At 66.7% G+C, this 26,873-nt stretch carries 27 protein-coding genes; 13 read left to right on the plus strand and 14 right to left on the minus strand.

The window, feature by feature from the left end:
* Nucleotides 1-9: 9 nt before the first annotated feature.
* On the minus strand, nt 10-774 hold the full coding sequence (locus G3N61_RS21690) for a response regulator transcription factor (protein ID WP_043191592.1): 765 nt from the start codon (nt 772-774) through the stop codon (nt 10-12).
* Nucleotides 775-945: 171 nt separating this feature from the next.
* Here G3N61_RS21690 and G3N61_RS21695 point away from each other — a divergent pair, with 171 nt between their 5' ends.
* The 4 genes from G3N61_RS21695 to G3N61_RS21710 are packed head-to-tail and all read left to right on the plus strand — an operon-like array spanning nt 946 to nt 4,259.
* Nucleotides 946-1,200, plus strand: a complete 255-nt coding sequence (locus G3N61_RS21695; RefSeq protein ID WP_043191589.1) for a hypothetical protein — start codon at nt 946-948, stop codon at nt 1,198-1,200.
* 18 nt (nt 1,201-1,218) lie between these two features.
* Nucleotides 1,219-3,033, plus strand: a complete 1,815-nt coding sequence (locus tag G3N61_RS21700) for an aminopeptidase P family protein (protein ID WP_175023509.1) — start codon at nt 1,219-1,221, stop codon at nt 3,031-3,033.
* 54 nt (nt 3,034-3,087) lie between these two features.
* Nucleotides 3,088-3,639 carry a cysteine hydrolase family protein gene (locus G3N61_RS21705; RefSeq protein WP_205823539.1) on the plus strand — a complete coding sequence of 184 codons (552 nt, stop codon included), beginning with the start codon at nt 3,088-3,090 and terminating at the stop codon, nt 3,637-3,639.
* Complete coding sequence (locus tag G3N61_RS21710; RefSeq protein WP_205823540.1) at nt 3,636-4,259, plus strand: HAD-IA family hydrolase; 624 nt, start codon at nt 3,636-3,638, stop codon at nt 4,257-4,259. The genes G3N61_RS21705 and G3N61_RS21710 overlap by 4 nt, the downstream gene beginning before the upstream one ends.
* A gap of 135 nt (nt 4,260-4,394) precedes the next feature.
* Here G3N61_RS21710 and ettA read toward each other — a convergent pair whose 3' ends face one another.
* The 3 genes from ettA to gcvA all read right to left on the minus strand — a co-directional run bounded on the left by ettA (nt 4,395) and on the right by gcvA (nt 7,561).
* Entirely contained in the window at nt 4,395-6,062 is a 1,668-nt protein-coding gene (ettA, locus tag G3N61_RS21715; RefSeq protein ID WP_027788485.1) for an energy-dependent translational throttle protein EttA, read from the minus strand.
* Nucleotides 6,063-6,251: 189 nt separating this feature from the next.
* Nucleotides 6,252-6,560 carry a DUF3761 domain-containing protein gene (locus G3N61_RS21720; protein WP_089449823.1) on the minus strand — a complete coding sequence of 103 codons (309 nt, stop codon included), beginning with the start codon at nt 6,558-6,560 and terminating at the stop codon, nt 6,252-6,254.
* Nucleotides 6,561-6,643: 83 nt separating this feature from the next.
* Nucleotides 6,644-7,561: a transcriptional regulator GcvA gene (gcvA, locus tag G3N61_RS21725; RefSeq protein ID WP_089449824.1), complete on the minus strand. Its 918-nt coding sequence runs from the start codon at nt 7,559-7,561 to the stop codon at nt 6,644-6,646.
* Nucleotides 7,562-7,753: 192 nt separating this feature from the next.
* Here gcvA and G3N61_RS21730 point away from each other — a divergent pair, with 192 nt between their 5' ends.
* The 4 genes from G3N61_RS21730 to G3N61_RS21745 all read left to right on the plus strand — a co-directional run bounded on the left by G3N61_RS21730 (nt 7,754) and on the right by G3N61_RS21745 (nt 12,527).
* Complete coding sequence (locus G3N61_RS21730; protein WP_205823541.1) at nt 7,754-9,073, plus strand: MFS transporter; 1,320 nt, start codon at nt 7,754-7,756, stop codon at nt 9,071-9,073.
* 81 nt (nt 9,074-9,154) lie between these two features.
* Nucleotides 9,155-9,499, plus strand: a complete 345-nt coding sequence (locus G3N61_RS21735) for an MmcQ/YjbR family DNA-binding protein (protein WP_205823542.1) — start codon at nt 9,155-9,157, stop codon at nt 9,497-9,499.
* 417 nt (nt 9,500-9,916) lie between these two features.
* The gene (gabP, locus tag G3N61_RS21740; RefSeq protein ID WP_043191570.1) at nt 9,917-11,308 is read left to right on the plus strand and encodes a GABA permease; all 1,392 of its coding nucleotides are present in this window, start codon (nt 9,917-9,919) and stop codon (nt 11,306-11,308) included.
* Between the two features lie 298 nt (nt 11,309-11,606).
* Nucleotides 11,607-12,527, plus strand: coding sequence for an alpha/beta fold hydrolase (locus tag G3N61_RS21745; protein ID WP_241017846.1), 921 nt, complete (start codon nt 11,607-11,609; stop codon nt 12,525-12,527).
* 170 nt (nt 12,528-12,697) lie between these two features.
* Here G3N61_RS21745 and ychF read toward each other — a convergent pair whose 3' ends face one another.
* A complete protein-coding gene (gene ychF, locus G3N61_RS21750) occupies nt 12,698-13,792 on the minus strand; it encodes a redox-regulated ATPase YchF (RefSeq protein ID WP_089449830.1) in 1,095 nt (364 codons plus the stop codon).
* A gap of 246 nt (nt 13,793-14,038) precedes the next feature.
* On the opposite strand from ychF, the gene G3N61_RS21755 reads away from it, so the two are divergent.
* From G3N61_RS21755 to G3N61_RS21770, 4 genes are all read left to right on the plus strand, one after another.
* Nucleotides 14,039-15,217, plus strand: a complete 1,179-nt coding sequence (locus tag G3N61_RS21755) for a UbiH/UbiF family hydroxylase (RefSeq protein ID WP_205823543.1) — start codon at nt 14,039-14,041, stop codon at nt 15,215-15,217.
* Nucleotides 15,218-15,307: 90 nt separating this feature from the next.
* Complete coding sequence (locus tag G3N61_RS21760) at nt 15,308-16,036, plus strand: DsbC family protein (protein WP_043191561.1); 729 nt, start codon at nt 15,308-15,310, stop codon at nt 16,034-16,036.
* A 106-nt stretch (nt 16,037-16,142) separates the two neighbouring features.
* The gene (locus G3N61_RS21765) at nt 16,143-17,942 is read left to right on the plus strand and encodes a PDZ domain-containing protein (RefSeq protein ID WP_205823544.1); all 1,800 of its coding nucleotides are present in this window, start codon (nt 16,143-16,145) and stop codon (nt 17,940-17,942) included.
* 147 nt (nt 17,943-18,089) lie between these two features.
* Nucleotides 18,090-18,686, plus strand: coding sequence for an NAD(P)H-dependent oxidoreductase (locus tag G3N61_RS21770; protein WP_043191557.1), 597 nt, complete (start codon nt 18,090-18,092; stop codon nt 18,684-18,686).
* Nucleotides 18,687-18,804: 118 nt separating this feature from the next.
* Here the strand turns inward: G3N61_RS21770 and G3N61_RS21775 are convergent, their stop codons facing one another.
* From G3N61_RS21775 to rpe, 8 genes are all read right to left on the minus strand, one after another.
* The gene (locus G3N61_RS21775) at nt 18,805-19,710 is read right to left on the minus strand and encodes a uracil-DNA glycosylase (protein ID WP_205823545.1); all 906 of its coding nucleotides are present in this window, start codon (nt 19,708-19,710) and stop codon (nt 18,805-18,807) included.
* 13 nt (nt 19,711-19,723) lie between these two features.
* Complete coding sequence (locus G3N61_RS21780; RefSeq protein WP_089449834.1) at nt 19,724-20,350, minus strand: CYTH domain-containing protein; 627 nt, start codon at nt 20,348-20,350, stop codon at nt 19,724-19,726.
* Nucleotides 20,350-21,135, minus strand: coding sequence for an indole-3-glycerol phosphate synthase TrpC (gene trpC / locus G3N61_RS21785; protein WP_043191548.1), 786 nt, complete (start codon nt 21,133-21,135; stop codon nt 20,350-20,352). Before trpC ends, G3N61_RS21780 begins: the two co-directional genes overlap by 1 nt.
* A gap of 29 nt (nt 21,136-21,164) precedes the next feature.
* Nucleotides 21,165-22,196, minus strand: a complete 1,032-nt coding sequence (gene trpD, locus G3N61_RS21790) for an anthranilate phosphoribosyltransferase (protein WP_043191545.1) — start codon at nt 22,194-22,196, stop codon at nt 21,165-21,167.
* A gap of 13 nt (nt 22,197-22,209) precedes the next feature.
* A complete protein-coding gene (locus G3N61_RS21795; protein WP_043191542.1) occupies nt 22,210-22,797 on the minus strand; it encodes an aminodeoxychorismate/anthranilate synthase component II in 588 nt (195 codons plus the stop codon).
* A gap of 13 nt (nt 22,798-22,810) precedes the next feature.
* Nucleotides 22,811-24,304, minus strand: coding sequence for an anthranilate synthase component I (gene trpE / locus G3N61_RS21800; protein ID WP_043191540.1), 1,494 nt, complete (start codon nt 24,302-24,304; stop codon nt 22,811-22,813).
* A gap of 357 nt (nt 24,305-24,661) precedes the next feature.
* Nucleotides 24,662-25,426, minus strand: coding sequence for a phosphoglycolate phosphatase (locus tag G3N61_RS21805; protein WP_089449836.1), 765 nt, complete (start codon nt 25,424-25,426; stop codon nt 24,662-24,664).
* Nucleotides 25,427-25,430: 4 nt separating this feature from the next.
* Nucleotides 25,431-26,117: a ribulose-phosphate 3-epimerase gene (gene rpe / locus G3N61_RS21810; RefSeq protein WP_011883156.1), complete on the minus strand. Its 687-nt coding sequence runs from the start codon at nt 26,115-26,117 to the stop codon at nt 25,431-25,433.
* A gap of 178 nt (nt 26,118-26,295) precedes the next feature.
* On the opposite strand from rpe, the gene apaG reads away from it, so the two are divergent.
* Nucleotides 26,296-26,670, plus strand: coding sequence for a Co2+/Mg2+ efflux protein ApaG (apaG, locus tag G3N61_RS21815; protein WP_011350820.1), 375 nt, complete (start codon nt 26,296-26,298; stop codon nt 26,668-26,670).
* 22 nt (nt 26,671-26,692) lie between these two features.
* On the opposite strand, the gene G3N61_RS21820 is transcribed toward apaG, so the two are convergent.
* Nucleotides 26,693-26,873, minus strand: a 181-nt coding sequence (locus G3N61_RS21820; RefSeq protein ID WP_205823547.1) for a hypothetical protein, incomplete at its 5' end; no start/stop codon positions are given.

Consider the following 26,873-nt stretch of genomic DNA (forward strand, 5'->3'; position numbering starts at 1 on the left):
AGCCCCATATTATAGCGTTTCAGCGATTTCCTCACTCGCCGCATACCGGGCATCAGCGTGGCGGGGCCGGGAATTTGGGGGCTCGATCGGCACCTGGTCGAGCTGATAGCCGTAGCCGTACAGCGGCAGCAGCCGGTAGCCGTGCTCCGGGAGCAGCTGCAGCTTGCTGCGCAGCCGGGACGCGTGGGTATCGAGCGTGCGCGACTTCATGTCGCGGCGGCGCGCCCATACCGTTTCGAGGATATGGGCGCGCGACACCGGTCGCGACAGGTTCGCGAACAGCAACTGCGCGAAACGGAACTCCTTCGGCGTGAGTGAAACGATTGCGTCGCCGAAGCGAACGAGGCAGTGCGTCGCGTCGAACGCGTATTCGCCATACATTTCGCGCGAGCGGGTCGGCGGCCGGCGCACGCCGGCGCGCCGGCTCAGCGCGTTGACGCGCGCAAGCAGCTCGGGCCCGCTCACGGGGCGCACGAGGCAATCGTCGGCGCCCGCGTGCAGGCACGATACGATTTCGCTTTCGCGCGGCAACTGCATCACGGCGATGGCCGGCAGCCCGGGCAGGATCGTCTGCGCGCGCGGGATGACTTCCTCGGCCGGCTGGTCGCCGGCCCAGTTGCCGGTGATCAGCATGTCGCAGGTGTTGTCGGCGGCGAGCCACTCGAAGAATGCCGTGCTGGACGGAAACGCGTGGCACACATGACCGCCCGCAAAGAGCAGACGGTTCAGGAGCGCGGCATGACGCGCGTCCGGATCGATCAGCGTGATTCGCATGAGAATTTCTTCAATACGGTAGCCGGTGCGCGCTTGCCATAACGTCGAGTCGGCCCCTACACTCGAATGTTCGCGGTACCCGGCTGGTCTCGGGTTCGATGGATAAATCGATGCTAGCCGCTGGCAACGTTCACGCCTATGGGACGAATCTGAATTTATAGAGGGCGTCGAATGAACTGGTTTGGAATCCTTGTCCTGGGAGCGGCCGTCGGGCTGTTCGGCCGATGGCTGCATCCGATGCGGCGCACGGGCCGGCCGGCGTGGTGGATCGCGGTGCTCGCCGGCATCGTCGGCGCGGCCGCGGCCCGCATGGCCGGCAATCTCTCGGGACTGTTTTACGATGGCGAGACGCTCGAATGGCCGGTCTGCACCGGCGTCGCGCTCCTCGCCGTAGCCGTGACGGTCGCGTTGTCGGCCCGTCGCTGAATGCTCTCAGGTGAAATCATGAATGCCCGTCTTCCCGAAGTCTCGCCGGTGCCGGCCCGCCTCGCGCTGCTGCGTGGCGCCATGGCCCGCGAGAACCTGGCCGCCTATCTCGTGCCGTCCGCCGATCCCCATCTGTCCGAGTACCTGCCGGAGCGCTGGCAGGCCCGCCGCTGGCTGTCCGGCTTCACGGGCTCGGTCGGCACGCTGGTCGTGACCGCGGATTTCGCGGGGCTGTGGGTCGACAGCCGCTACTGGGTGCAGGCCGACGCCGAACTGGCCGGCACGGGCGTGCAACTGATGAAGATGACGGGCGGGCAGCAGAGCGCGCCGCACGTCGACTGGCTCGCGCAGAACGTGGCGGCGGGTGCGACGGTCGGCGTCGACGGCGCGGTGCTCGGCGTCGCGGCCGCACGCGGGCTGACGGGCGCGCTGAATGCACGCGGCATCGCGCTGCGCACCGACCTCGACCTGCTCGACGCGATCTGGCCCGAGCGGCCGGGGCTGCCCGGCGACGCGGTGTTCGAGCACGCGGCGCCGCAGGCCGACACGACGCGCGCGAGCAAGCTGGCCGAAGTGCGCCGCGCGATGCGTGCGCAGGGCGCGCAGTGGCATTTCGTGTCGACGCTCGACGACCTCGCATGGCTGTTCAACCTGCGCGGCGCCGACGTCAACTTCAATCCCGTATTCGTTGCGCACGCAATGATCGGCGCCGATCGCGCGACGCTGTTCGTCGCCGACGGCAAGGTGTCGCCGGCATTGGCTGCGTCGCTCGCACAGGACGGCGTCGACGTTCGAGCCTATGACGCCGCGCGCGCCGCGCTCGCGGCGCTGCCCGACGGCGCGACGCTGCTGATCGACCCGCGCCGCGTGACGTTCGGCACGCTCGAGGCCGTGCCGGCCGGCGTGAAGCTGGTCGAGGCCGTGAATCCGTCGACGTTCGCGAAGTCGCGCAAGACGTCCGCCGAGATCGAGCACGTGCGCGTGACGATGGAACACGACGGCGCCGCGCTCGCGGAATTCTTCACCTGGTTCGAGCAGGCCGTGAACCGCGAGACGATCACCGAGCTGACGATCGAGGAAAAACTCACGGCCGCGCGGGCGCGGCGCCCCGGTTACGTGTCGGCTAGTTTCGCGACGATCGCGGGCTTCAATGCGAACGGCGCGATGCCGCACTACCACGCAACGCGCGAGTCGCACGCGACGATCGCCGGCGACGGGCTGCTGCTGATCGATTCGGGCGGCCAGTACGTGACGGGCACGACCGACATCACGCGCGTCGTGCCGGTCGGCACGGTCAGCGACCTGCAGCGGCGCGATTTCACGATCGTGCTGAAATCGATGATGGCGCTGTCGCGGGCCCGTTTCCCGCGCGGCATCCGTTCGCCGATGCTCGACGCAATCGCGCGTGCGCCGATGTGGTCGGCCGGGCTCGACTACGGCCACGGCACGGGGCATGGCGTCGGCTACTTCCTGAACGTGCACGAAGGCCCGCAGGTCATCTCGCACTACGCGCCGGCCGAGCCGTACACGGCGATGGAAGAGGGCATGATCACGTCGATCGAGCCGGGCGTGTACCGTCCCGGCCAGTGGGGCATCCGGATCGAGAACCTGGTCGTGAACCGCGCGGCCGGGCAGACCGAGTTCGGCGATTTCCTCGCATTCGAGACGCTGACGCTGTGCCCGATCGACACGCGCTGCGTGCTGATCGAGATGCTGCACGAAGAAGAACGCGCGTGGCTGAACGCGTATCACGCAACGGTGCGCGAGCGCGTCGGCCGGCACCTGAGCGGCGATGCGAAGGCGTGGCTCGACACGCGCACGCAGCCGATCTGAAACAACACGCGATAACGGCCGGACAACGGCCGAACGACAAAACCGAGGGCAACGATGGCGGACACCGCAGTAATCGTGGTCGACATGCAGCGCGGGCTGGTGGAGCGGGCGCAGCCCGCTTACCGGCTCGATGACGTGGTATCGGGCATCAACCGGTTGACGGCGGCGGCGCGCGCGGCGAATGCGCCCGTGTGCTTCGTGCAGCACGACGGCGATGCGGACGACGACATCGTGCCCGGCACGCCGGGCTGGGAACTGCATCCGGGGCTGGTCGTCGGGAACGACGACTGGCGCGTGCGCAAGCAGGTGAGCGATTCGTTTCACGACACGCCGCTCGCGGCGCAGCTCGACCGCCACGGCATCCGTTCGGTGCTGATCTGCGGCTATGCGACCGAGTTTTGCGTCGATTCGGCCGCACGCCGCGCGGCGCTGCTCGGCTACCGGACGACCGTCGTGTCCGACCTGCACACGACGAACGAGCGCGCGCACCTGTCGGCCGCGCAGATCGTCGCGCACCATCACTTCGTATGGCAAAACAATACGCTGTCGGGCAATCCGGTGACGCCGCGCCCGCTCGCTGACGTCCTGACAACGGAGTTCGCATGACGATCAAGGCCGTGGTGTTCGATTTCGGCGGCGTGCTGATCGACTGGAGCCCCGAGTACCTTTACCGGGAACTGATTCCCGACGACACCGAGCGTCGCTGGTTCCTCACGCACGTGTGTGCGATGGACTGGGTGATCCGCCAGGACGGCGGGCAGACGATCGAAGAGGGGACGGCCGAGCTCGTCGCGAAATTTCCGGAGCATGAGGCGCTGATCCGTGCGTTCTACGCGCGCTGGCACGAGATGATCGGCGGCGTGCTCGAAGAGGGGGCCGCACTCGTCGACCGGCTGGAGGCACAGGGGATGCCGCTGTTCGGGCTGACGAACTGGTCCGCGCAGACGTTTCCGTATGCGTGGGACAACTTCCCGGTGCTGCGGCGTTTCAAGGAGATCGTCGTGTCGGGCCGCGTGAAGCTCGTGAAACCCGATCCGGCGATCTATCGCGAGATGCAGGCGCGGATCGAGCCGCACCTGCCGGGCATCGCGCCGCACGAACTCGTGTTCATCGACGACAACGCGAAGAACGCCGCGGCCGCGACGGCGCTCGGCTGGCACGGCATTCATCACACGAGTGCGGCGGCCACCGAGGCACGGCTGCGCGAACTGGGCGCGCTCGCGTAAGCGGCGGGCGAGCAGCAGCCGTCAGATAAAAAAAGCGGGCCAGCGGCCCGCTTTTTTGTTGTGCCGCTCCTGAAGCGGCCACCCTTGGTGCCTGGCCTTGCGTTGCCGCAGCGCCGGGCACCCGGGCCGTACCGGTCAGCGGCTGATCGGCTTGTAGCGCAGACGCTTCGGCTTCGCGGCTTCCTCGCCGAGGCGCGCACGCTTGTCGGCTTCGTATTCCTGGTAGTTGCCGTCGAAGAACGTGACCTGCGAATCGCCTTCGAATGCGAGGATGTGCGTCGCGATCCGGTCGAGGAACCAGCGATCGTGCGAGATCACCATCACCGAGCCCGCGAATTCGAGCAGGGCGTCTTCCAGCGCGCGCAGCGTTTCGACGTCGAGGTCGTTCGACGGTTCGTCGAGCAGCAGCACGTTGCCGCCCGAAATCAGCGTCTTCGCGAGGTGCAGGCGGCCGCGTTCACCGCCGGACAGGTTGCCGACGATCTTCTGCTGGTCGCCGCCCTTGAAGTTGAAGCGGCCGATGTACGCGCGCGACGGCGTTTCGTACTTGCCCACCGTCAGCACGTCGGCGCCGCCCGAGATTTCCTCGAACACCGTCTTCGTGCCGTCGAGCGCGTCGCGGCTCTGGTCGACGTACGCGAGCTTCACGGTCGGCCCCATCACGACTTCGCCCGAATCCGGCTGTTCCTTGCCCGTCAGCATCCGGAACAGCGTCGACTTGCCGGCGCCGTTCGGGCCGATGATGCCGACGATCGCGCCAGCCGGGATCTTCAGGTTCAGGTTGTCGATCAGCAGGCGGTCGCCGAACGCCTTGCTGACGTTCTTGAACTCGATCACTTCATTGCCGAGGCGGTCGCCGACCGGAATGAAGATTTCCTGCGTTTCGTTGCGCTTCTGGTATTCCTGGCTGTTCAGTTCCTCGAAGCGCGCGATACGAGCCTTCGACTTTGCCTGACGGCCCTTCGGGTTCTGGCGCACCCACTCCAGTTCCTTCTTGATCGCCTTCTGGCGTGCCGATTCCGATGCTTCTTCCTGCTTCAGGCGCTCTTCCTTCTGGTCGAGCCAGCTGCTGTAGTTGCCCTTCCACGGAATGCCGTGGCCGCGGTCGAGTTCGAGAATCCACTCGGCTGCGTTGTCGAGGAAGTAGCGATCGTGGGTGACGGCGACCACGGTGCCCGGGAAGCGCACCAGGAACTGCTCGAGCCAGTCGACCGATTCGGCGTCGAGGTGGTTGGTCGGTTCGTCGAGCAGCAGCATGTCCGGCTTTTCGAGCAGCAGCTTGCACAGCGCGACACGGCGCTTCTCACCGCCCGACAGGTGCTCGATCTTTGCGTCCCACGACGGCAGGCGCAGTGCGTCGGCGGCCACTTCGAGCTGCTGCTCGGGGCTGCCGCCGTCGCTCGACGCGAGGATCGCTTCGTACTTCGCCTGCTCGGCCGCGAGCGCGTCGAAGTCGGCGTCCGGCTCCGCGTATGCCGCGTAGATTTCTTCCAGCTTCTTGTTGGCCTGGAACAGGTCGCCGAGGCCTTCCTCGACGGCTTCGCGCACCGTCTTCGTCGGGTCGAGCTGCGGCTCCTGCGGCAGGTAGCCGATGTTCAGGTTCGGCATCGGCGTCGCTTCGCCTTCGATGTCCTTGTCGACGCCCGCCATGATGCGGATCAGCGTCGACTTGCCCGAGCCGTTCAGGCCGAGCACGCCGATCTTCGCGCCAGGAAAGAACGACAGCGAGATGTCCTTCAGGATCTGGCGCTTGGGCGGCACGATCTTGCCGACCCGGTTCATCGTGAAAACGTATTGGGCCATTTGGGTGTGAAAGTCAGAAGTGGTTGAGACGGCCGCGCAGCGCACGGGCGGGGCGGCGTCGGGGGATTCGGTACGGAGCGTGCCACGCATGGCGCGGCGGCGTCGCCGCGTGTCGGCGGCGAGAGCGGCTATTGTACTTCGCCGCCGCCTGCCGCTGGCGCGATGCCGGCCTTTTGGCCAGGGCCATACTCACAGCCACGCGGCGACGCCGCCGTGCCCCGAGCACGTGCCGCGCCGGTGACGGCTGAAGCTGTACGTGCCGTCGCGGCAGCGCGCGCTCGCACCGTCGGGCACGCGGCCCGATTTCGAATGTGCGGGCGCGTGCACGGTTTCGCCGTCGCGGTTGCGATACGTGTCGTGACGGTCGAGATCGGCTTCGTTGCCGTAGCCGGGCGGGGCGCGGTACGCGTGCGCCGGATGGGGCAGCGCGGCGCACGCGACGAAGAACGCGGCGGACAGGGTCGCGATGCGCGTCGCGCGGCGGAGCAGGGCAGGCATGGTCTCTCTCGGTCTGTTGTTATCGGTGCCGGGCCGCATGTTAGCCGATCGGCCGCGGATCGGCGCCGCGCGGGGGCGTGGCGCTACGCCGTGCCGGACATCGACGCCGCGCCGTCGGCCTGCGCGGCGTCGAGGATCCACCGGCGAAATGCGGCGACCTTCGGCCGTTCCGCGTGATGCGGCGGATAGACGAGGTAGTACGCGAAATCGTCGAGCCACGCGACGTCGGCGAGCTTCACGAGCCGGCCGCTTGCCAGCTCGCCGCGCACCATCGCGGCCGGCAGCAGCCCGGCGCCCTGGCCGGCGACGATCGCCTGCAGCAGCAGGCCCGAGTCGTCGAACGCGGGGCCGCGCGGCGGGCCGAAGTCGTCGATCCGCTGCGCGCCGAACCAGATGTGCCAGCCCTTGCGCTCGGCATCGTGCAACTGCGGCCAGCCGACGAGATCGGCTGGCGTCGCCGGCATGCCGAGCCGTGCGACGAGTTCGGGCGACGCGAGCGCGACGATCTCCACCGTCAGCAGGCGTTCGCTGCACAGGCCGATGTAGCGCCCGAGGCCGTGACGGATCGCGACATCGACACCGTCGCGTGAAAAGTCCGCGAGTGCATGGCTCGTGCTGACCTGCAGGTCGACGTCCGGACAAGCCTCCCGGAACCGGGCGAGGCGCGGGACGAGCCATGCGGATGCGAAGAACGGCGTGACGCTTACCGTCAGCACGCCGCTGTCGGCGGCGCCGGACACGCGCTGCGACGCGTCGGCGATCTGCCTGAACGCGTTGCGCACCGGCGGCAGGTAGTCGCGGCCGGCGGCCGTGAGCAGGATGCCGCGGTTGACGCGCTCGAACAGCTGCACGCCGAGATGCGCCTCCAGCGTGCGAATCATCTGGCTTACCGCGCCGGGCGTGACCGACAGCTCCTCGGCCGCCGCCTTCACCGACAGGTGGCGGGCGGCCGCTTCGAATGCGCGCAGCGCGTTGAGGGGCGGCAAGCGGGAACGATTCATTGAGTTTTTCTAAATCGAAAGTCCGATGAAATATCGTTTGAGACGATGCGTACGCGCGAGTACCGTTGACGCATCGGATCGCGTGCTTCGCGACTGCCTGTCGGCGGCCGATGCGATCAACATAGTTCAACTATATCCATGAGGCAATCCGGTCGCTGCCGGCGGCCGGTGGAACCTGAGAGGAGCATCGTCATGAACCGCCCGGGCGCATCGCGCCTTTTTTACGGCTGGTACGTGGTTGCAGCCGCGTTCGCCGTCACGTTCGTCGGTTTCGGCAGCGCGTATACGTTCAGCGCGTTCGTCGAATCGCTGCAGCGGGATTTCGCCGCGTCGCGCGGGCAGATCTCGCTCGTGTTCTCGCTCGCCGGTTTCCTGTATTTCGGTTTCGGCATCGTCAGCGGGCCGCTCGCCGACCGCTTCGGCTCGCGGCGGCTCGCCATCGCCGGGATGCTGCTGACGGGCGCCGGGCTCGCGGCTGCCGGCGCCGCGCATACGCTGGTGCAGGTCTATGTCGCGTACGGGCTCGGTGTCGGTTTCGGCATCGGCTGCGCGTACGTGCCGGCCGTCGGCGCGGTACAGCGCTGGTTCGTGCGCCGGCGCGGTTTTGCGTCGGGGCTCGCGGTTGCGGGGATCGGCGTCGGCACGCTGGTGATGCCGCCGCTCGCGTCCGCGTTGATCGCGCACGTCGGCTGGCGCGGTGCGTATTTCACGCTGGCTGTGATCGCGGTCGTGATCGGCGCGGGGATGTCGCTGCTGATCGAGAACGACCCGCGCGGGCGTGGGTTGCTGCCGGACGGGGAGGCGGTGCATGAGCCCGTCGAAGGCGGCGGCGCGAAAGCCATCGGGCGCGACGCGGGGCACCCGGTGTCAGGGGCAGCCGCGGGCCGCAAGCAGGGCGCCGCTTCGGCGTCTGCCGGCGCGACGGTGCGCGAAGCCGTCACGTCGCGGCCGTTCGCGAGTCTGTACGCGGCATGCCTCATCTGCTCGTTCGGCGTGTTCGTCCCGTTCGTTCACCTCGTGCCGTACGCGCTCGATCATGGCGTCGCGTCGTCGACGGCCGTGCTGTTGCTCGGCGCGATCGGCGTTGGCAGCACGGCCGGCCGTTTCTTTCTCGGCGGCCTCGCCGACCGCTTCGGCCGCCGCACGTCGCTGCTCGCGATGTTCGCCGGCATGGCCGTCGCGCTCGTCGCGTGGGCCGGTGCCGGCACCGTCGCGACGCTCGCCGCGTTCGCGCTCGTGTTCGGCGTGTTCTACGGCGGCTGGGTCGCCGTGCTGCCGGCGGTCGTGATGGACTACTTCGGCGGCCGCAATGTGAGCGGGATCATCGGCGTGCTCTATACGAGCATCGCATTCGGCACGCTGATCGGGCCGACCGCGGCCGGCTTCATCTACGACGCGGGCGGCGGCTATCTCGTGCCGATCCTGGCCAGCGCCGCTGCGAATGCGATCGCCTTCGCGATCGTCGCGACGACTGGGCGTGCAGCGACGGCCGCCCGTGCGGCGCGCGGATAGGCGTGCTTCGCCCGGCGCGCCGTCGCGAATTCCGGTAGGGTGGCCGGATCGTCAAACGAAGGCGTGCGGCCGGGAGGCCCGATGACATTCGATGAAGTCCGGCAGATCGCACTGGCGTGGCGCGGCGTCGAGGAAGGCACGTCGTACGGCACGCCCGCACTCAAGGTGAGGGGCAAGATGCTCGCGCGGCTACGCGAGGACGGCGACACGCTCGTCGTGAAGGGTGTCGGCCCCGACGAGCGCGCGTGGCTGATCGAATCGGAACCCGACGTGTATTACGTGACGGATCACTATGTCGGCTGGCCGATCGTGCTGGCGCGGCTGTCGGCGGCCCGTCCGGACGCCGTGAAAAACCTGCTTCTGCGAGAATGGCAAGCTGTCGTTCCCGCGAAATGGCGCGACGAGATGGCGCGCGGCGCGAGCTGACGCGCGAGTTGCCGCAGCTTGCTGCCCGGCGTCGACGGGCGCTGCAGGCGCGCTCGCGAGGCGCCGCGAATGGTACAAGCGTTGCATCGATCGACGTCGATGCAACAAGTGGTTCCATCGAAATTCTTCAATTGGTTCTTAGTGAAGAACCGTTTGATGCTTACACTCCTTCGCTTCGAAGGCAGCTGACGAAAGCCGACGGAAAGGGCGCACGCGATGCGTCGGCGCGCTGCGCGCCGCATCGCACCCGCAGCTTCGCAGACTGCATGGCGCACCGTTCCGGAACGGCCCCCGATCCGGCCCCGTGTCTGCATCCCGTGCAGGCGCCGCATCCGGCCCGGCTCAAGAACCACAATCCCCCGTGCTGCCTTCACGCGATACCCGGCCATACCGGAACCGTTTTTTGGAGAGAGACAGATGAGTGGAAGCAACACAGGCCTCGGTACGGGCCTGAAGCAGCGGCACGTGACGATGATGTCGATTGCCGGCGTCATCGGCGCGGGCTTGTTCGTCGGTTCAGGCCACGCGATCGCGGAGGCCGGCCCGGCATCGATCCTCGCGTATGCGATCGCGGGCGTGCTGGTCGTGCTGGTGATGCGCATGCTCGGCGAGATGGCCGTCGCGCATCCGGACAGCGGTTCGTTCTCCACTTATGCCGATCGCGCGATCGGCCACTGGGCCGGTTTCTCGATCGGCTGGCTGTACTGGTGGTTCTGGGTGCTCGTGATCCCGATCGAGGCAACGGCCGCCGCGACCATCCTGAATGCGTGGTTCCCCTCCGTCGCGACCTGGATCTTCGCGCTCGGCATCACGCTGGTGCTGACGGTCACCAATCTCTTCTCGGTCAAGAACTACGGCGAATTCGAATTCTGGTTCGCGCTGATCAAGGTCGTCGCGATCGTCGTGTTCCTGTGCATCGGCGGGGCGGCGATCGTCGGCATCATCCCTGCGCCGGCCGTGTCGGGTGTATCGAACCTGTTCGCGCATGGCGGCTTCATGCCGCACGGCGCGAGCGCGGTGCTCGCGGCGATGCTGACCACGATGTTTTCGTTCCTCGGCACCGAGATCGTGACGATCGCGGCCGCCGAATCGGACAACCCGCAACGCCAGATCGTGCGTGCGACCAACTCGGTGATCTGGCGCATCACGCTGTTCTATCTCGGCTCGATTCTCGTCGTCGCGGCCATCGTGCCGTGGAACGATCCGCTGCTGCCGACGCACGGCTCGTATCAGCGCGCGATGGAGCTGATCGGCATTCCGAATGCGAAGGCGATCATCGATGTGATCGTGCTCGTGTCGGTCGCGAGTTGCCTGAATTCGGCGCTGTACACCGCGTCGCGGATGTTGTTCTCGCTGTCGAAGCGCAAGGATGCGCCGGCGTTCCTGCACCGCACCGATTCGACCGGCACGCCGCGCGCGGCCGTGCTCGCGTCGACCGCGTTCGGGTTCCTGACCGTGATCGCGAACTACCTGATGCCGGAGCAGGTGTTCGGCTTCCTGCTCGCAACGTCGGGTGCGATCGCGCTGCTCGTGTATCTCGTGATCGCGATCTCGCAGCTGCGGATGCGCAAGACGCTCGAATCGACCGGCGCGGACCTGACGCTGCGGATGTGGCTGTTCCCGTGGCTCACGTGGCTGGTGATCCTGTTCATCTGCGGCACGCTGACCGTGATGCTCGTGAGCGAGGATCACCGGATGGAAGTGGGCGCGACGGCTGTACTCGCGTTGATCGTGCTGCTGGCGTCGTGGCTGAACAAGCGTGGTCGCGATGCGCAGGCGAGCGAAGGGCGGCGCGTGTCGGCGACGTGATGAAGTGAAGTGATGGCGGGCGGAAAGCCTGTGTCACGAAAAATGGCCCGACCGGCGTTTGCCGGTCGGGCCATTTGCTTTTGTCGTATCCAGTGCGACGGCCGAAGTCGTCACGCGACTGATGGCGAGAGACAGGAAGCGAGACGCAACTTGCGTGCAATATTCGAACTCGTCTGATTTCATCGACAAAGACTTGCTCCTACATTGATTGCTTCGAATGCCGAGGTGAATCGATGGATCAATCAATTGGGTATCCGTTGTTGATGATCGGCATGGTCAGGCTGGGCCTGATATCCAATTGCGCGATCGACACGCCTGTTCGCTCGTCGACTGGATTGAAGTCGAAATAATGACTGAGCGCTCGACAACTCGCGTCAGCATCGCTTTCCCCGCCCGCGACGGATTCCCGCTCAAGGGAACCTATTTCCCGGTGGTCGACGGCAATCGTTCTCCCGTGCTCATCTGCCCTGCGACCGGAATCCGGCAATCCTTTTATTACCCGTTCGCGGATTGGCTGCGCAACGACGGCCATTCGACGTTTGTATTCGACTATCGGGGGATCGGCGCGTCGCTCGATACGGATCACGTCCGACAGTCCCGGGCGCGGAAACAGGATTGGGGGCAGCTCGACATGCCCGCGGCGCTCGACTGGCTCCTTGGCGAAACCGGTGCGCGCGACGCACACTTGATCGGACATAGCGCGGGCGCGCAACTGGTCGGCCTGATGCCGAATCATGCGTCGGTTCGTTCGTTGTGCGCGATCTCGGCGTCTTCCGGGTATGTCGGCAACATTCGCTGGCCAAAGCGTTTCGCGGCCTTGCTGCTTGCGCATATGTACGTGCCGATTTCCGTTCGCTTGCTCGGCTACGTTCCGGCCAGGGTACTCGGCTGGGGCGATGATTTGCCGCCGTGCGTGGGGCTTCAGTGGGCCCGTTGGTGCCGTCGGCCGGGATATGTGGCGAACGAATTCGGAGCAGGGGTCGCGCGGCACTTCTACGACGAATTTGCCGCTCCGGTCACCATCGTGGCCGCAACCGACGACCCGCTTGCCACGCCGGCCAATATCGCAGACTGGTTGCGCCTGCTGCCGAGAGCCAGGTCCGACATCCACTTCATCTGTCCGGAAAACCCCGACGGCCGTGCAATCGGACACGTCGGCATGTTCCGCCGCGAGCATTCGTCGCTGTGGCCGGCCCTCACCAGCGGGTTGCTGCGCTGACATGACGTGTCGATCCGGCCGGCGCGATGAGTGTCGCGTCGAACGGTCGGTATGCGTCGGGCCTGACCGGATCGAAATCGGGTCATCAGCGCCGGTCGTGATGAGGCCGGTGCGCCAAAAAGAAAAAAGCCCGCATAAGCGGGCTTTTCACTGACGCGATAACGCAACGCTCAGACGTTGAACAGGAAGTTCATCACGTCGCCGTCGTGCACGACATATTCCTTCCCTTCCGCGCGCATCTTGCCGGCTTCCTTCGCGCCTTGCTCGCCCTTGTACGTGACGAAGTCGTTGAACGCGATCGTCTGCGCACGGATGAAGCCGCGCTCGAAGTCGGTGTGAATCACGCCGGCCGCTTGCGGGGCCGTGTCGCCGATATGGATCGTCCACGCGCGCACTTCCTTCACGCCCGCGGTGAAGTAGGTCTGCAGGCCGAGCAGCTTGAAGCCCGCGCGGATCACGCGGTCGAGGCCCGGCTCTTCCATGCCCATGTCGGCGAGGAACGCTTCCTTGTCCGCGTCGTCGAGATCGGCGATTTCCGCCTCGATCGCCGCACACACGGCGACCACCGGCGCATTCTCGCTTTCCGCGTACTTGCGTACCGCGTCGAGGTGCGGGTTGTTCTCGAAACCGTCGTCCTTCACGTTGGCCACGTACATGGTCGGCTTCGCGGTGATCAGGCAGAACGGCTTGAGTACCGCCTGTTCGTCGTCCGACAGTGCGAGGCCGCGCACGGCCTTGCCCTGGTCGAGTTGCGCGCGCACCTTCTCGAGCACCGCGACGAGCTTCGCCGCTTCCTTGTCGTTACCCGACTTCGCGGCCTTCGAATAGCGCGTGAGCGCCTTCTCGACGGTGCCGAGGTCGGCGAGTGCGAGTTCGGTGTTGATCACTTCGATGTCGTCGATCGGGCTGACCTTGCCGGCGACGTGAATGACGTTCTCGTCCTCGAAGCAGCGCACGACGTGCGTGATCGCGTCGGTTTCGCGAATGTTCGCGAGGAACTGGTTGCCGAGGCCTTCACCCTTGCTCGCGCCCGCGACGAGGCCCGCGATGTCGACGAATTCGACGACGGCCGGCACGATGCGCTCGGGGCTGATGATTTCAGCGAGCGCCTTCAGGCGCGTATCGGGCACTTCGACGATGCCGACGTTCGGCTCGATCGTGCAGAACGGGTAGTTCTCGGCGGCGATGCCGGCCTTGGTCAGCGCATTGAACAGGGTGGACTTGCCGACGTTGGGCAAGCCGACGATGCCGCATTTGAGACTCATGGAATCCTTCGGACGGGTAAGGCGGCGCGGCCGGACAGGGCACGGCGGCGCGGGAAAAAAGGGCGGCCGGCGCTTGGGGCGCGGCGGGCCGACGGTCAAAGACGCTATTGTACCGTGCCGACGCCCCGGATTCCGGGCTGGCGCCGAACGGCCGATGCGGCGGGCCGCCGCGCCGCCGCATCGGCCTGCGATTCTGCTGATTTCCCGCAAAGTCCGGCCGCGTAAGGGTTTGGCCCCGCGGCTATAATGCCCGCCATGACTGCCCACCACACCTTCGACGTCGCCGTGGTCGGCGGCGGGCTCGTCGGCAAGACGGCCGCGCTCGCGCTGACCCAGTCCGGCTACAAGACAGCCTTGCTTGCCCAGCCGGCCACGCCGCGCCCCGCCGATCTCGCGTTCGACACGCGCGTCTACGCACTGTCCTCCAGTTCGCAGGCCCTGCTCGAGCGGCTGCGGGTCTGGCAGGCGCTTGACCACGGCCGGCTCGCACCGGTCTACGACATGCGCGTGTACGGCGATGCGCACGCGGAGCTGCATTTCTCCGCGTACCAGGCTTCCGTGCCGCAACTCGCGTGGATCGCCGAATCGTCGCTGGTCGAGGCGTCGCTCGACGCCGCGCTGCGATTCCAGCCGAACCTCACGTGGTTCGATGCGCGCGCGCAGGGCTTCGACGTGCGCGACGACGCGGCCGTGCTCACGCTGTCGTCGGGGCAGGTGCTGGAAGCCGATCTCGTCGTCGGCGCGGACGGCGCGCATTCGTGGGTGCGCTCGCAAATGGGGGCCAAGGTCGAACGGCGCGACTACCGGCAGACGGGCGTCGTCGCGAACTTCAAGGCGTCGCTGCCGCATCGCGAGACGGCCTACCAGTGGTTCCACGAAGGCGAGATCGTCGCGCTGCTACCGCTGCCGGACGGTCATGTGTCGCTCGTCTGGTCCGCGCACACCGCGCATGCGGACGAATTGCTCACCCTCGATCCGTCGCAGCTCGCGGCCGAAGTCGAGCGCGTGTCGCATGGCCAGGTCGGCACGCTCGACTGCGTGACGCCGGCCGCCGGCTTCCCGCTGGCGCTGCAGACGGTCGACAAGCTGATCGCGCCGCGCGTCGCGCTGGTCGGCGATGCCGCGCACCTGATCCACCCGCTCGCGGGGCAGGGGATGAACCTCGGGCTGCGCGACGTCGCGGCGCTTGCCGACGCGATCGCAGGCAAGGAAAGCTTCCGCAACCTCGGCGATACGGTGCTGCTGCGTCGCTACGAACGTTCGCGGCGCGAGGACATCCGCGCGCTGATGGTCGCAACCGACGGTCTGCAGCGGCTGTTCGCGGTGCCGGGCTCGTTCGCGAAGGCCGTGCGCAATGCGGGCATGGCCTTCGTCGGCGCGCAGCCGCTCGTGAAGCGCTGGCTCGTGTCGGCCGCGCTCGGCTGATCGAACCTTCGGCCGTTTCGCCGGTCGGACACGGTTCCGTTACGGCGTACACTGTGCCGTGCACACCGATTGAGCTGAAGGAAGATTTCGATGAAAAAAACGATCCGCATCGCGTCGCTGGCGCTGGCCGTCACGATGGCGACGCTTGGCTGCACCGCGCAGGCCGACCAGACCACCGACAAGCTGAAAGCGACGCTGCAGGCCCGTCTCGGCAACGACGCGCCGATCAAGAGCGTGTCGAAATCGCCGGTCGCGGGCCTTTATGAAGTCAACCTCGGCTCGCAGATCATCTATAGCGATGCGGCGGGCGACTACGTGCTGCTCGGCGATCTCGTCGACGCCAAGACGCACAAGAACCTGACCGACGCACGCCTGTCCGAAATCAACAAGATCGACTTCGCGAGCCTGCCGTTCGCGAATGCGATCAAGGTCGTCAAGGGCAACGGCGCCCGCAAGATCGCGGTGTTCTCCGATCCGAACTGCCCGTACTGCAAGAAACTCGAAACGACGCTGCAGTCGGTCGACAACGTGACCGTCTACACGTTCCTGTACCCGGTGCTGTCGCCGGATTCGACCGCGAAGTCGAAGGCGATCTGGTGTGCGACCGACCGCGCGAAAACGTGGCAGGGCTGGATGCTCGACCATCGTGCCCCGTCCGGCGCCGGTACCTGCGATACCACTGCGCTCGACAAGAACCTCGCGCTTGGCCGCGGGATGAACGTCACGGGTACGCCGACGATCTTCCTGCCGGACGGCCGCCGTCTGCCGGGCGCGGTGTCGGCCGACCAGCTCAACCAGGCGCTCGCTTCGAGCAAGTAACCGACCACACGCCGGGCCGCATGGCCCGGCCAGCGAGGGGCGCCCGCATGATCTGCCGGCGCCTCTCTTCGTTTTCGCCGCCGTATTCGACCGACCGATTGCCACGATGACCCAGCCGATCCGCTATTCGATTGCCCCGAAAGATCTTGCCGCGCACCTGTTCGAAGTAACGGTGACGGTCGCCGATCCCGATCCCGAAGGCCAGCGTTTTTCGTTGCCGGTGTGGATTCCGGGCAGCTACCTGGTGCGCGAGTTCGCGCGCAACATCGTGACGCTCGGCGCATTCAACGACGCGGGCCGCAAGGTGCGGATCGCGAAGACCGACAAGCACACGTGGCAGGCCGCGCCCGTGAACGGCGCGCTGACGCTGCGCTACGACGTGTATGCATGGGACCTGTCGGTGCGCTCCGCGTATCTCGACGAATCGGGCGGCTTCTTCAACGCGACGGCCGTGTTCCTGAGCGTTGCCGGCCGCGAAGACGCGCCGTGTGAAGTCGACATCGCGAAGCCGGCCGGCGCGGCGTTCCGCGCGTGGCGCGTCGGTACCGCGTTGCCCGAGGCGCGCGGCACGAAGCGCTACGGGTTCGGCGCGTACCGCGCGTCGAACTACGACGAGCTCTCCGACCATCCGGTGACGTTCGGCGAATTCGCCCTCGCGACGTTCGACGCACACGGCGTGCCGCACGACATCGTGATCGCGGGGCGTGTGACGCAGCTCGACATGGAGCGCCTGCGTACCGACCTGAAGCGCGTGTGCGAAGCGCAGATCGCGCTGTTCGAGCCGAAATCGAAGAAAGCGCCGATGGACCGCTACGTGTTCATGACGCTGGCGGTCAGCGACGGCTACGGCGGCCTCGAGCATCGCGCGTCGACCGCGCTGATCTGCAACCGCACCGACCTGCCGGTGAAGGGGCGGCCCGAAACGACGGAAGGCTATCGCACGTATCTCGGCCTCTGCAGCCACGAGTACTTCCATACGTGGAACGTGAAGCGGATCAAGCCGGCCGCGTTCGTGCCGTACGACCTGTCGAAGGAAAACTACACGTCGCTGCTGTGGCTGTTCGAAGGCTTCACGTCGTATTACGACGACCTGATGCTGGTGCGCAGCGGGCTGATGTCGCAGGACGAATATTTCGCGGCGCTCGGCCGTACCGTCGCCGGCGTGCTGCGCGGCACGGGCCGGCTCAAGCAAAGTGTCGCGGAGAGCTCGTTCGACGCGTGGATCAAGTACTACCGCCAGGACGAGAACGCGACCAACGCGATCGTCAGCTACTACACGAAGGGTTCGCTCGTCGCGCTCGCCTTCGATCTCGCGATCCGTGCGCAGACGCGCAACAAGAAGTCGCTCGACGACGTGATGCGCCTGCTGTGGCAACGCTATGGCCGTGACTTCTACCGCGGCAAGCAGGCGGGCGTCGAGGAAAACGAAGTCGAGGCACTGATAGAAGAGGCGACCGGCGTCGCGCTCGGCCGCCTGTTCGCCGATGCCGTGCACGGCACGCGCGACCTGCCGCTCGCCGAGCTGCTCGCACCGTTCGGCGTGACGCTCACGCCCGATGTCGCGAACGGCGCGGCCGCGAAGCCGACGATCGGCGCGCGCCTGCGCGGCGGCGCGGACTGCACGTTCGCGGCCGTCTACGAAGGCGGCGCCGCACATCGCGCGGGGCTGTCGGCCGGCGACACGCTGATCGCGGTCGACGGGCTGCGCGTCACGGGCACCAACCTCGACGCACTGCTCGCGCGCTACCGGCCGGGTGACAAGGTCGAGGTGCACGCGTTCCGCCGCGACGAGCTGCGCGCCGCGAAACTGAAGCTCGACGGCCCGGAAGTCACGCGCTACCGGCTGGCGGCGGCCGCGAAGCCGGTTGCGGTATCGAAGGCCCGGGAGGCCTGGCTGAAGGGTTGAACCGTCTGAAGCGGGTATCGGGGCGCGATCGAGGATTGTTCTGTTGCTGCAACAATCCGTCGCCCTGAACCCGCTTTTTCGCGGTCATGCGGCCGCGCACAATGGCGTCACTCGCGCTACCGAAGCGCAACCCTACTGGAGCCTGACATGACGACCATTCTGCAAATCAATTCCGCGGCGCGTTCGCAAGGTGCGCAATCCACGCTGCTGTCCAATGAACTGACGGCAAAGCTGCAACAATCGAACCCCGGCGCGAAGGTCGTGGTTCGCGATCTGCTGGCCGATGCACTGCCGCACCTCGACGAATCGGTGCTCGGCGCGTTCTTCACGCCGGCCGACCAGCGCACCGCGGAACAGAATGCGATCGTCGCGAAGAGCGATGCACTGATCGCCGAACTGCAAGCTGCCGACATCATCGTGATCGGCGCACCGATGTACAACTTCGGCATCTCGTCGCAACTGAAGACGTACTTCGACTGGATCGCACGTGCAGGCGTCACGTTCCGCTACACCGAGAATGGTCCGGAAGGCCTGATCAAGGGCAAGAAGGTTCACGTGGTGGCGGCCCGTGGCGGCAAGTACGCCGGTACGCCGAACGACAGCCAGACCCCGTACCTGCGCACGTTCCTCGGCTTCGTCGGCATGACCGACGTGAGCTTCATCTTCGCGGAAGGCCTGAACCTCGGGCCGGATGCGCAGAGCGCCTCGCTCGCAAGCGCGCGCGAAGCGATCGCCGCCGCGTAAGGTCGATGCGGGTGCGTCGCACCCGCCGCATCGTCCGATAAAAAAACGCCGCGTCCCGAAAGGGGCGCGGCGTTTTTGCATGCCTGGTGGCGTGGCGAAATAAGCGGCGGCGCAGCCGTCAGGCGAGCGTTTCGGCCACTTCCGGCAGGCGCCAGTCGATCGGTTCGCGGCCTGCATCGACCAGATAGTCGTTCGCGAGCGCGAAATGGCGGCAACCGAGGAAGCCGCGGTGCGCGGACAGCGGCGACGGATGCGGCGCCTCGAGCACGCAATGCGCGCTTGCGTCGAACAGCGTGCGCTTCGCCTGCGCGTGTGCGCCCCACAGCATGAAGACGAGCCCGCGATGGCGGCCGGCGAGTTCGCGGATCAGCGTGTCCGTGCACTGCTCCCAGCCGCGCTTCGCATGGCTCGCGGCGGCGCCGCGCTCGACCGTCAGCACCGTGTTGAGCAGCAGTACGCCCTGGCGTGCCCAGGTGTCGAGGCAGCCGTGGCGCGGCGTGTCATGACCGAAGTTCGCGGCGATTTCCTTGAAGATGTTGCGCAGCGACGGCGGCGTGCGCACGGCCGGCGGCACCGAGAATGCGAGCCCGTGCGCCTGCGGCGTGCCGCGATCGTCGCCGTGATACGGATCCTGGCCGAGGATCACGACCTTCACGTCGTCCGGGCTCGTCAGGCGCAGTGCGCGGAACACGTCGGTCGGATAGACCATCTTGCCGGCCGCGCGCTCGTCGTCGACGAAGCGGCACAGCGGCGCGTACGCGTCGCTGTCGGTAAAGGGTTTCAGCACGTCGCGCCAGACGGCCGGCAGCGCGTCGAATTGCGCGGCGAGGTGCGGAACGTTGGCGGCAACAGGCTGCGGTGCCGTCGGGGCCGCAGCCGGTGCGGCGGCTTTCTTTGCGGGCTTGCGCCCGGCCGCGGGCGGCTCGGAAGGCGGGGACGGATTGTCGGCCGGTGCCGTTTCCGGCACGAGATCGTCGAACAGCGACGCCTGTTGCGGCGCGCGGGAAGTCTTGCGGGTTGCCATGCGTGATGCGTGATTATTGCGCGCGCAGCCGGTAGCCGCGCTGCGCCTTGCTGATGTTGTCGGGAGCGAGGCCCGGCAGCGCCTGCTGCAGTTCGGCGGCGAGCGTTGCGAGCGCCGCTTCCGGGCCGTCGATCAGTTCGAGTTCGATTTCGCTGATCGGTTCGCGGCGCGTTTCGTGTTCCGCCTGGACGACGATCTCGCCGAGGTCCACCGCGGCTTCGACGGTTGCGCCGCCGATTGCGATGCGCCACAGCGTACGCGAAAAATCCGTGCGGAACAGCGCCGACAGCGTGCCGGCCGCGTCATTCAGCGCGGCGGCGGCTTCCGGCACGTCGCAGGCCGCGACGAGCGCATCGATCTCGAGCGCGTCGCCGGCGACCGGCAGTTCCCATTCGTGGCGGCGATGCAGGCCGCCTTCGGCGCTGCCGACCGTCTTGAACGTCTGCAGCCAGCCGTGCGGCGCCCGGCGCACGCGCACCGCGCTTTTCGAGCGGGCCAGCGCGAGATCGGGCGTGTCGTAGTAGACGTTCGCGAGCGTAATGTCGTGACCGGGTTCGCCGGTCAGCGTCTCGAAGAAACGTCGCGCGGCGTCGGCCTGGCCGGCCGGCAGCGCGAGCTTGATTTCCTTTTCGATCGCCATCAGAAGAACATCCGTGCGAGCTCTTCGCCCGGCTGGTCGGCGCGCATGAACGCTTCGCCGACGAGGAAGGTGTTCACGTTCGCCGCGCGCATCGTGTCGACGTCGGTACGCGACAGGATGCCCGATTCGGTCACGACGATCCGGTCGGCCGGAATCATGTCGAGCATGTCGAGCGTCGTCTGGATCGATGTCTCGAACGTGCGCAGGTTGCGGTTGTTGATGCCGAGCAGCGGCGTCTTGAGCGTCAGCGCCTGTTCCATCTCGTTGCGGTCGTGCACTTCGACCAGCACCGCGAGGCCGAGCGAGTGTGCGTACGCTTCGAGATCCTGCATCAGCGGCGTGTCGAGCGCGGCCGCGATCAGCAGGATCGCGTCGGCGCCCATCGCGCGCGCTTCCATGATCTGGTACGCGTCGACGATGAAGTCCTTGCGCAGCACCGGCAGCGTGCAGGCTGCGCGCGCTTCCTCGAGGTAGCGGACGCTGCCCTGGAAGAACTGCTCGTCGGTCAGCACCGACAGGCACGCGGCGCCGTGCGCCGCATACGAACGTGCGATGTCGGCCGGCACGAAATGCTCGCGCAGCACGCCCTTCGACGGGCTCGCCTTCTTGATTTCGGAAATCACGGCCGCGTGGCCGGCCGCGTGCTTCGCACGCAGTGCGCCGACGAAGTCGCGCAGATCGCGCGCGGATGCGTCCAGCTTCAGTGCCTCGAGCGGCGCGCTGCGCATGGCCGCCGCGACTTCTTCGCGCTTGACGGCGATGATTCGGTCGAGAATGTCGCTCATGTGGATTCCTGCTTGATTCGTAAGGGGAGTCAGCGCTTGAACTGCTGCGTGAAGCGCACGAGTTCGTCGACCTTCGCGCGGGCCTTGCCGCTCGCGATCGCTTCGCGGGCGAGCTGGATGCCGTCCGCGATCGATTCGGCGACGTTCGCCGCATAGAGCGCGGTGCCCGCGTTCAGCGTGACGATCTCGCGCGCGACGCCCGGCTGGTTGTCGAGCGCGCCGAGCAGCATCGTGCGCGATTCGTCGGCATTTTCCACCTTCAGCGTGCGGTTCGACACCATCTGCAGGCCGAAGTCTTCCGGATGGATCTCGTATTCATGCACCTTGCCGTCGCGCAGTTCGCCGACGAGCGTCGCCGCGCCGAGCGATACCTCGTCCATCCCGTCCTTGCCGTACACGACCAGCACGTGCTGCGCGCCCAGACGCTGCATCACGCGCACCTGGATGCCGACGAGGTCGGGGTGGAACACGCCCATCAGCTGGTTCGGCGCGCCGGCCGGATTGGTCAGCGGGCCGAGGATGTTGAAGATCGTGCGCACGCCGAGCTCGCGGCGCACGGCCGCGATGTTCTTCATCGCCGGGTGATGATTCGGCGCGAACATGAAGCCCATGCCCGTTTCGGCGATCGACGCGGCAACCTGGTCGGACTGCAGGTCGATGTTCACGCCGAGCGCCTCGAGCACGTCGGCGCTGCCGGACTTGCTCGACACGCCACGGTTGCCGTGCTTCGCGACCTTCGCGCCGGCCGCCGCCGTGACGAACATCGACGCGGTGGAGATGTTGAACGTGTGCGAGCCGTCGCCGCCGGTGCCGACGATGTCGACGAAGTTCGAGTTGTCCTGCACCTCGACGTGGTTCGCGAATTCGCGCATCACGGTCGCGGCGGCGGCGATCTCGCCGATCGTCTCCTTCTTCACGCGCAGCCCGGTGATGATCGCGGCCGCCATCACGGGCGACATGTCGCCGCGCATGATGAGCCGCATCAGGTGCAGCATCTCGTCGTGGAAGATCTCGCGGTGTTCGATCGTGCGCTGCAGCGCTTCCTGCGGGGTAATCGTCATCGTGAGGCTCCCGTCAGGCTGCGTGCGCGGCCGCGCGGGCCTGCTTCAGGAAGTTCTCGAGCAGCGCATGGCCGTGCTCGGACAGGATCGATTCCGGATGGAACTGTACGCCTTCGATCGGCAGCGTCTTGTGACGCAGGCCCATGATTTCGCCGTCGTCGGTCCACGCGGAAACCTCGAGGCAGTCGGGCAGCGATTCGCGCTCGACCGCGAGCGAGTGATAGCGCGTGACGTCGAAGTGCTTCGGCAGGTCGGCGAACACGCCGCGGCAGTCGGTTTCGATCTTGCTCACCTTGCCGTGCATGATGGTCTTCGCGCGCACGACGCGGCCGCCGAACGCCTCGCCGATCGCCTGATGGCCGAGGCAGACGCCGAGGATCGGCTTCTTGCCCGCGAATTCTTTCAGCACGTCGAGCGTGATGCCTGCGTGCTGCGGGTTGCTCGGGCCGGGCGACAGGCAGATCGCGTCGGGATTCAGGCGCGCGATCTCGTCGAGCGTGATTTCGTCGTTGCGGTAGGTGCGCACATCCTCGCCGAGTTCGCCGAAGTACTGGACCAGGTTGTAGGTAAACGAATCGTAGTTGTCGATCATGAGCAGCATGGTCAGTCTCCGGTCAGAAGTCGCTATCGAGGCCGTCCTGGACCTGTTCGGCCGCACGCAGCACCGCGCGCGCCTTGTTCTCGGTCTCTTGCCATTCGGATTCGGGCACCGAATCCGCGACGACGCCGGCCGCCGCTTGCACATACAGGTTGCCGTTGTGGATCAGGCCCGTGCGGATCGCGATCGCGAGATCCATCTCGCCCGAGAACGACAGGTAGCCCACGGCGCCGCCGTACAACCCACGCTTGACCGGCTCGAGCTCGTCGATCAGTTCCATCGCACGGACCTTCGGCGCGCCGGACAGCGTGCCGGCCGGGAACGTCGCGCGCAGCACGTCGTAGTTCGTCATGCCGGGCTTCAGCTTGCCTTCGACCGAGCTGACGATGTGCTGCACGTGCGAGTATTTCTCGATGACCATCTGGTCGGTCACGTGCACCGAGCCGATTTCCGCGATACGGCCGACGTCGTTGCGCGCGAGGTCGATCAGCATCACGTGCTCGGCGATCTCCTTCGGATCGTTGAGCAGTTCGGTCGCGAGTTCCGCGTCGCGCTCGGGCGTGTTGCCGCGCGGGCGCGTGCCGGCGAGCGGGCGGATCGTGACGATCTGGTCTTCGCCGCGCTTTTCCTGGCGCACGAGGATTTCCGGCGACGCACCGACCACGTGGAAATCGCCGAAGTTGTAGTAATACATGTACGGCGACGGGTTCAGCGAACGCAGCGCGCGATACAGCGACAGCGGATTGTCGCGATACGGCTTCGTCAGGCGCTGGCCGACCTGGATCTGCATCAGTTCGCCGGCTGCGATGTATTCCTTTGCCTGACGCACGGCGGCCAGATAGTCGTCCTTCTTGAACTCGCGGAACGTCTCGGTGCGCACGCTCGCCGACGTGACGGGCGGCTGCACGGTCGTGCGCAGGCGCTGCTTCAGTTCGCGCAGGCGCTGTTTCGCCTTCGTATAGGCTTCGGCCTGGCTCGGATCCGCGTAGATGATCAGGTACAGCTTGCCGGCGAGGTTGTCGATGACCGCGACTTCCTCGGTCAGCAGCAACTGGATGTCGGGCAGGCCGAGATCGTCGCGCGGCGCGGTGTTCGCGAGCTTCTTCTCGATGTAGCGCACCGCGTCGTAGCCGAAATAGCCGGCGAGACCGCCGCAGAAGCGCGGCAGGCCCGGGCGCTGCGCCACCTTGAAGCGCGCCTGGAACGATTCGATGAACTGGAACGGGTCGCCGTCATGCGTCTCGACGACCTGGCCGTCGCGCACGACTTCCGACACGCCGTTGCGGGTACGCACGAGCGTACGGGCGGGCAGGCCGATGAACGAATAGCGGCCGAAGCGTTCGCCGCCGACCACCGATTCGAGCAGGAACGAGTTGGCGCCTGCACGTTCGGGCTGGGCCAGCTTCAGGTAGAGGGACAGCGGCGTTTCGAGATCGGCGAGGGCTTCCGCGATCAGCGGGATGCGGTTGTAGCCTTCGTTCGCGAGCGATTGAAATTCGAGTTCGGTCATGTTCCGGTCCTGTTCGGGACGAGCGGCGCGTGCGCCAGGGATCACTTGACGCTGCGCGGGTTGCCGTCGGCGAAAGGGCGGTCGATCGAGAAGTGCCTGTTGCCGGCCGGCACTCCGGGCGTGAACGTCGCGAGCCTGCGGCCGAGCCTGAACGCAAGCGTTCGGACGCGGTAGAACTCGAGGTGGTGCGACGGTCGGCGCGCGGATGCGCAGCGAGATAAAAAACGGCGCTGAAGACGTGCTTCAGCGTACCTCATCGAAGAGGTTAGCGCGACCAGCGACGCCAGGGCCAGGCTCCCCGGTCGATGCTGCTCAGACTCCGTTTTTTATTCAGAAACATGCAGATGGAAGAAATAATCAGATGGTTGGCCGGCCGGCGTTGTGCGCAGAAATTGCGCGAGCTGCGACCAGCAACGAATCGACTATACCATCCGAATTTATCGTTTGTATAGCTTTGCCGTGGTTGTAGCCGTAGGGCACCGTCAGCGTCGCCATCCCGGCCGCGCGGCCTGCCAGCGCATCGTTTTCCGAGTCGCCGATCGCGACCGCCGCATCGGGTGCGACGCCGAGCGCGTTGCAGGCCGTCAGCATCGGCAGCGGATCGGGCTTCTTGCGCGCGACGCTGTCGCCGCCGAGCACGATGCCGAAGCAATCGGCCAGTCCGTATTGCTCGAGCAGCTCGACCGCGAAGCGGTGCGGCTTGTTCGTCACGCACGCGAGCCGGATGCCGGCCGCGCGCAGTGCGTCGAGCCCGGCCGCCACGTCCGGATAGAGGCGCGTGTGGCGGCCGTTGATCTTCGCGTATTCGGTCTGGTAGATCGCCAGCGCGTCGTCGAAGCGCGCGTGCGCTTCGTCGGCCGCGAAGCGCGGCTTCAGCACGCTCTGGATCAGGTGTTCGGAGCCCTTGCCGACGTAGCCGATCACCTCGTCGCGCGACGTGGCCGGCGCGCCGAGCTGCGCGAGCATCCCGTTCAGGCCGGCCGTGAAGTCGTCGGCCGTATCGACCATCGTGCCGTCGAGATCGATCAGCGCCGCGTCGATGCGCGGCGCGGCGAAGCGGATCGGGGCGGCGTCCGTTGCGGCCCCGGCCGGCGCATGGCCGGCGAGCGACGAGTCGGCCACGGCGTCAGCTCCGCTCGACGGTAGCGAGCGCGGCGCGCATCTCGTCGATCACCTTGCGGTAGTCGGGCTTGCCGAAGATCGCCGAACCCGCGACGAAGGTGTCGGCCCCGGCCGCCGCGATTTCCGCGATGTTGTCGGTCTTCACGCCGCCGTCGACTTCGAGCAGGATCTCGCGCCCGGTGCGCTCGGTGTACGCGTCGATGCGTGCGCGTGCTTCGCGCAGCTTGTTCAGCGTTTCCGGAATGAACGACTGGCCGCCGAAGCCCGGGTTGACCGACATCAGCAGCACGAAGTCGAGGCGATCCATCACGTGGTCGAGGTAGTTCAGCGGCGTGGCCGGGTTGAACACGAGGCCGGCCTTGCAGCCGTGGTCGCGGATCAGCGACAGCGTGCGGTCGATGTGATCGGAGCCTTCCGGGTGGAAGCTGATCAGGTTTGCACCGGCCTTCGCAAAATCGGGCACGATCCGGTCGACCGGGCGCACCATCAGGTGCACGTCGATCGGCACCTGGACGTGCGGGCGGATCGCTTCGCACACGAGCGGGCCGATCGTCAGGTTCGGCACATAATGGTTGTCCATCACGTCGAAGTGGATCCAGTCGGCGCCGGCGGCGACGACGTTGCGGACTTCTTCGCCGAGCCGTGCGAAATCGGCCGACAGGATGCTGGGAGCGATACGGAATTGGGTCATGGCAGGGGAGCGGGGACGTTGCGGCGCAAAACCGTCATTCTACCGTCCGGCGACCCGGTGCGCGGCGGCGGGCCGTGCGGCCGAGGCCCGATTGCGCATAGAATGCCGAACCAATGCGGCGCGCCCGCGGCCCCGTTGCCCCTGCCGGCACGGGCAGTCACCTTCCACCGGAAACATCATGAGTCAGTATCAGTTCACCGTTTCGGTGAAAACCAGCTACTTGCCGGAACAATCCGACCCCGATCGCCGTCAATACGCATTCGCGTACACGCTGACGATCCGCAACACGGGACAGGTCGCGGCGCAGCTGATCGCGCGTCACTGGATCATCACGGACAGCGAGAACCACGTGCAGGAAGTGAAGGGGCTCGGCGTCGTCGGGCACCAGCCGCTGCTGCAGCCGGGCGAGCACTTCGAGTACACGAGCTGGGCCGTGATCGCGACGCCGGTCGGCACGATGCGTGGCGCGTACTTCTGCGTGGCGGAGGACGGCGAGCGCTTCGAGGCGCCGGTCGACGAGTTCGCACTGCACATGCCGCGCACGCTGCATTGAGCGTGCGGAGTGCGTCAGTGCGTTAGCGCGGCTGGCGGTCGTTGTTGCTGCGGGCGTGCTTCTTTCTGCCCGACGACGTCCACACGACGAACGCGAGCAGGATCGCCGGGATGCCTTCGACGACGAACAGCCATTGCCAGCCGTGGAAGCCGAGCGAGCCGTCGAGTTCGATCAGCGCGCCGGCCAGCGGCCCGCCGACGATG

This window comes from Burkholderia sp. Ac-20349, assembly GCF_017104865.1.
GTDB classification, from domain to species: domain Bacteria; phylum Pseudomonadota; class Gammaproteobacteria; order Burkholderiales; family Burkholderiaceae; genus Burkholderia; species Burkholderia aenigmatica.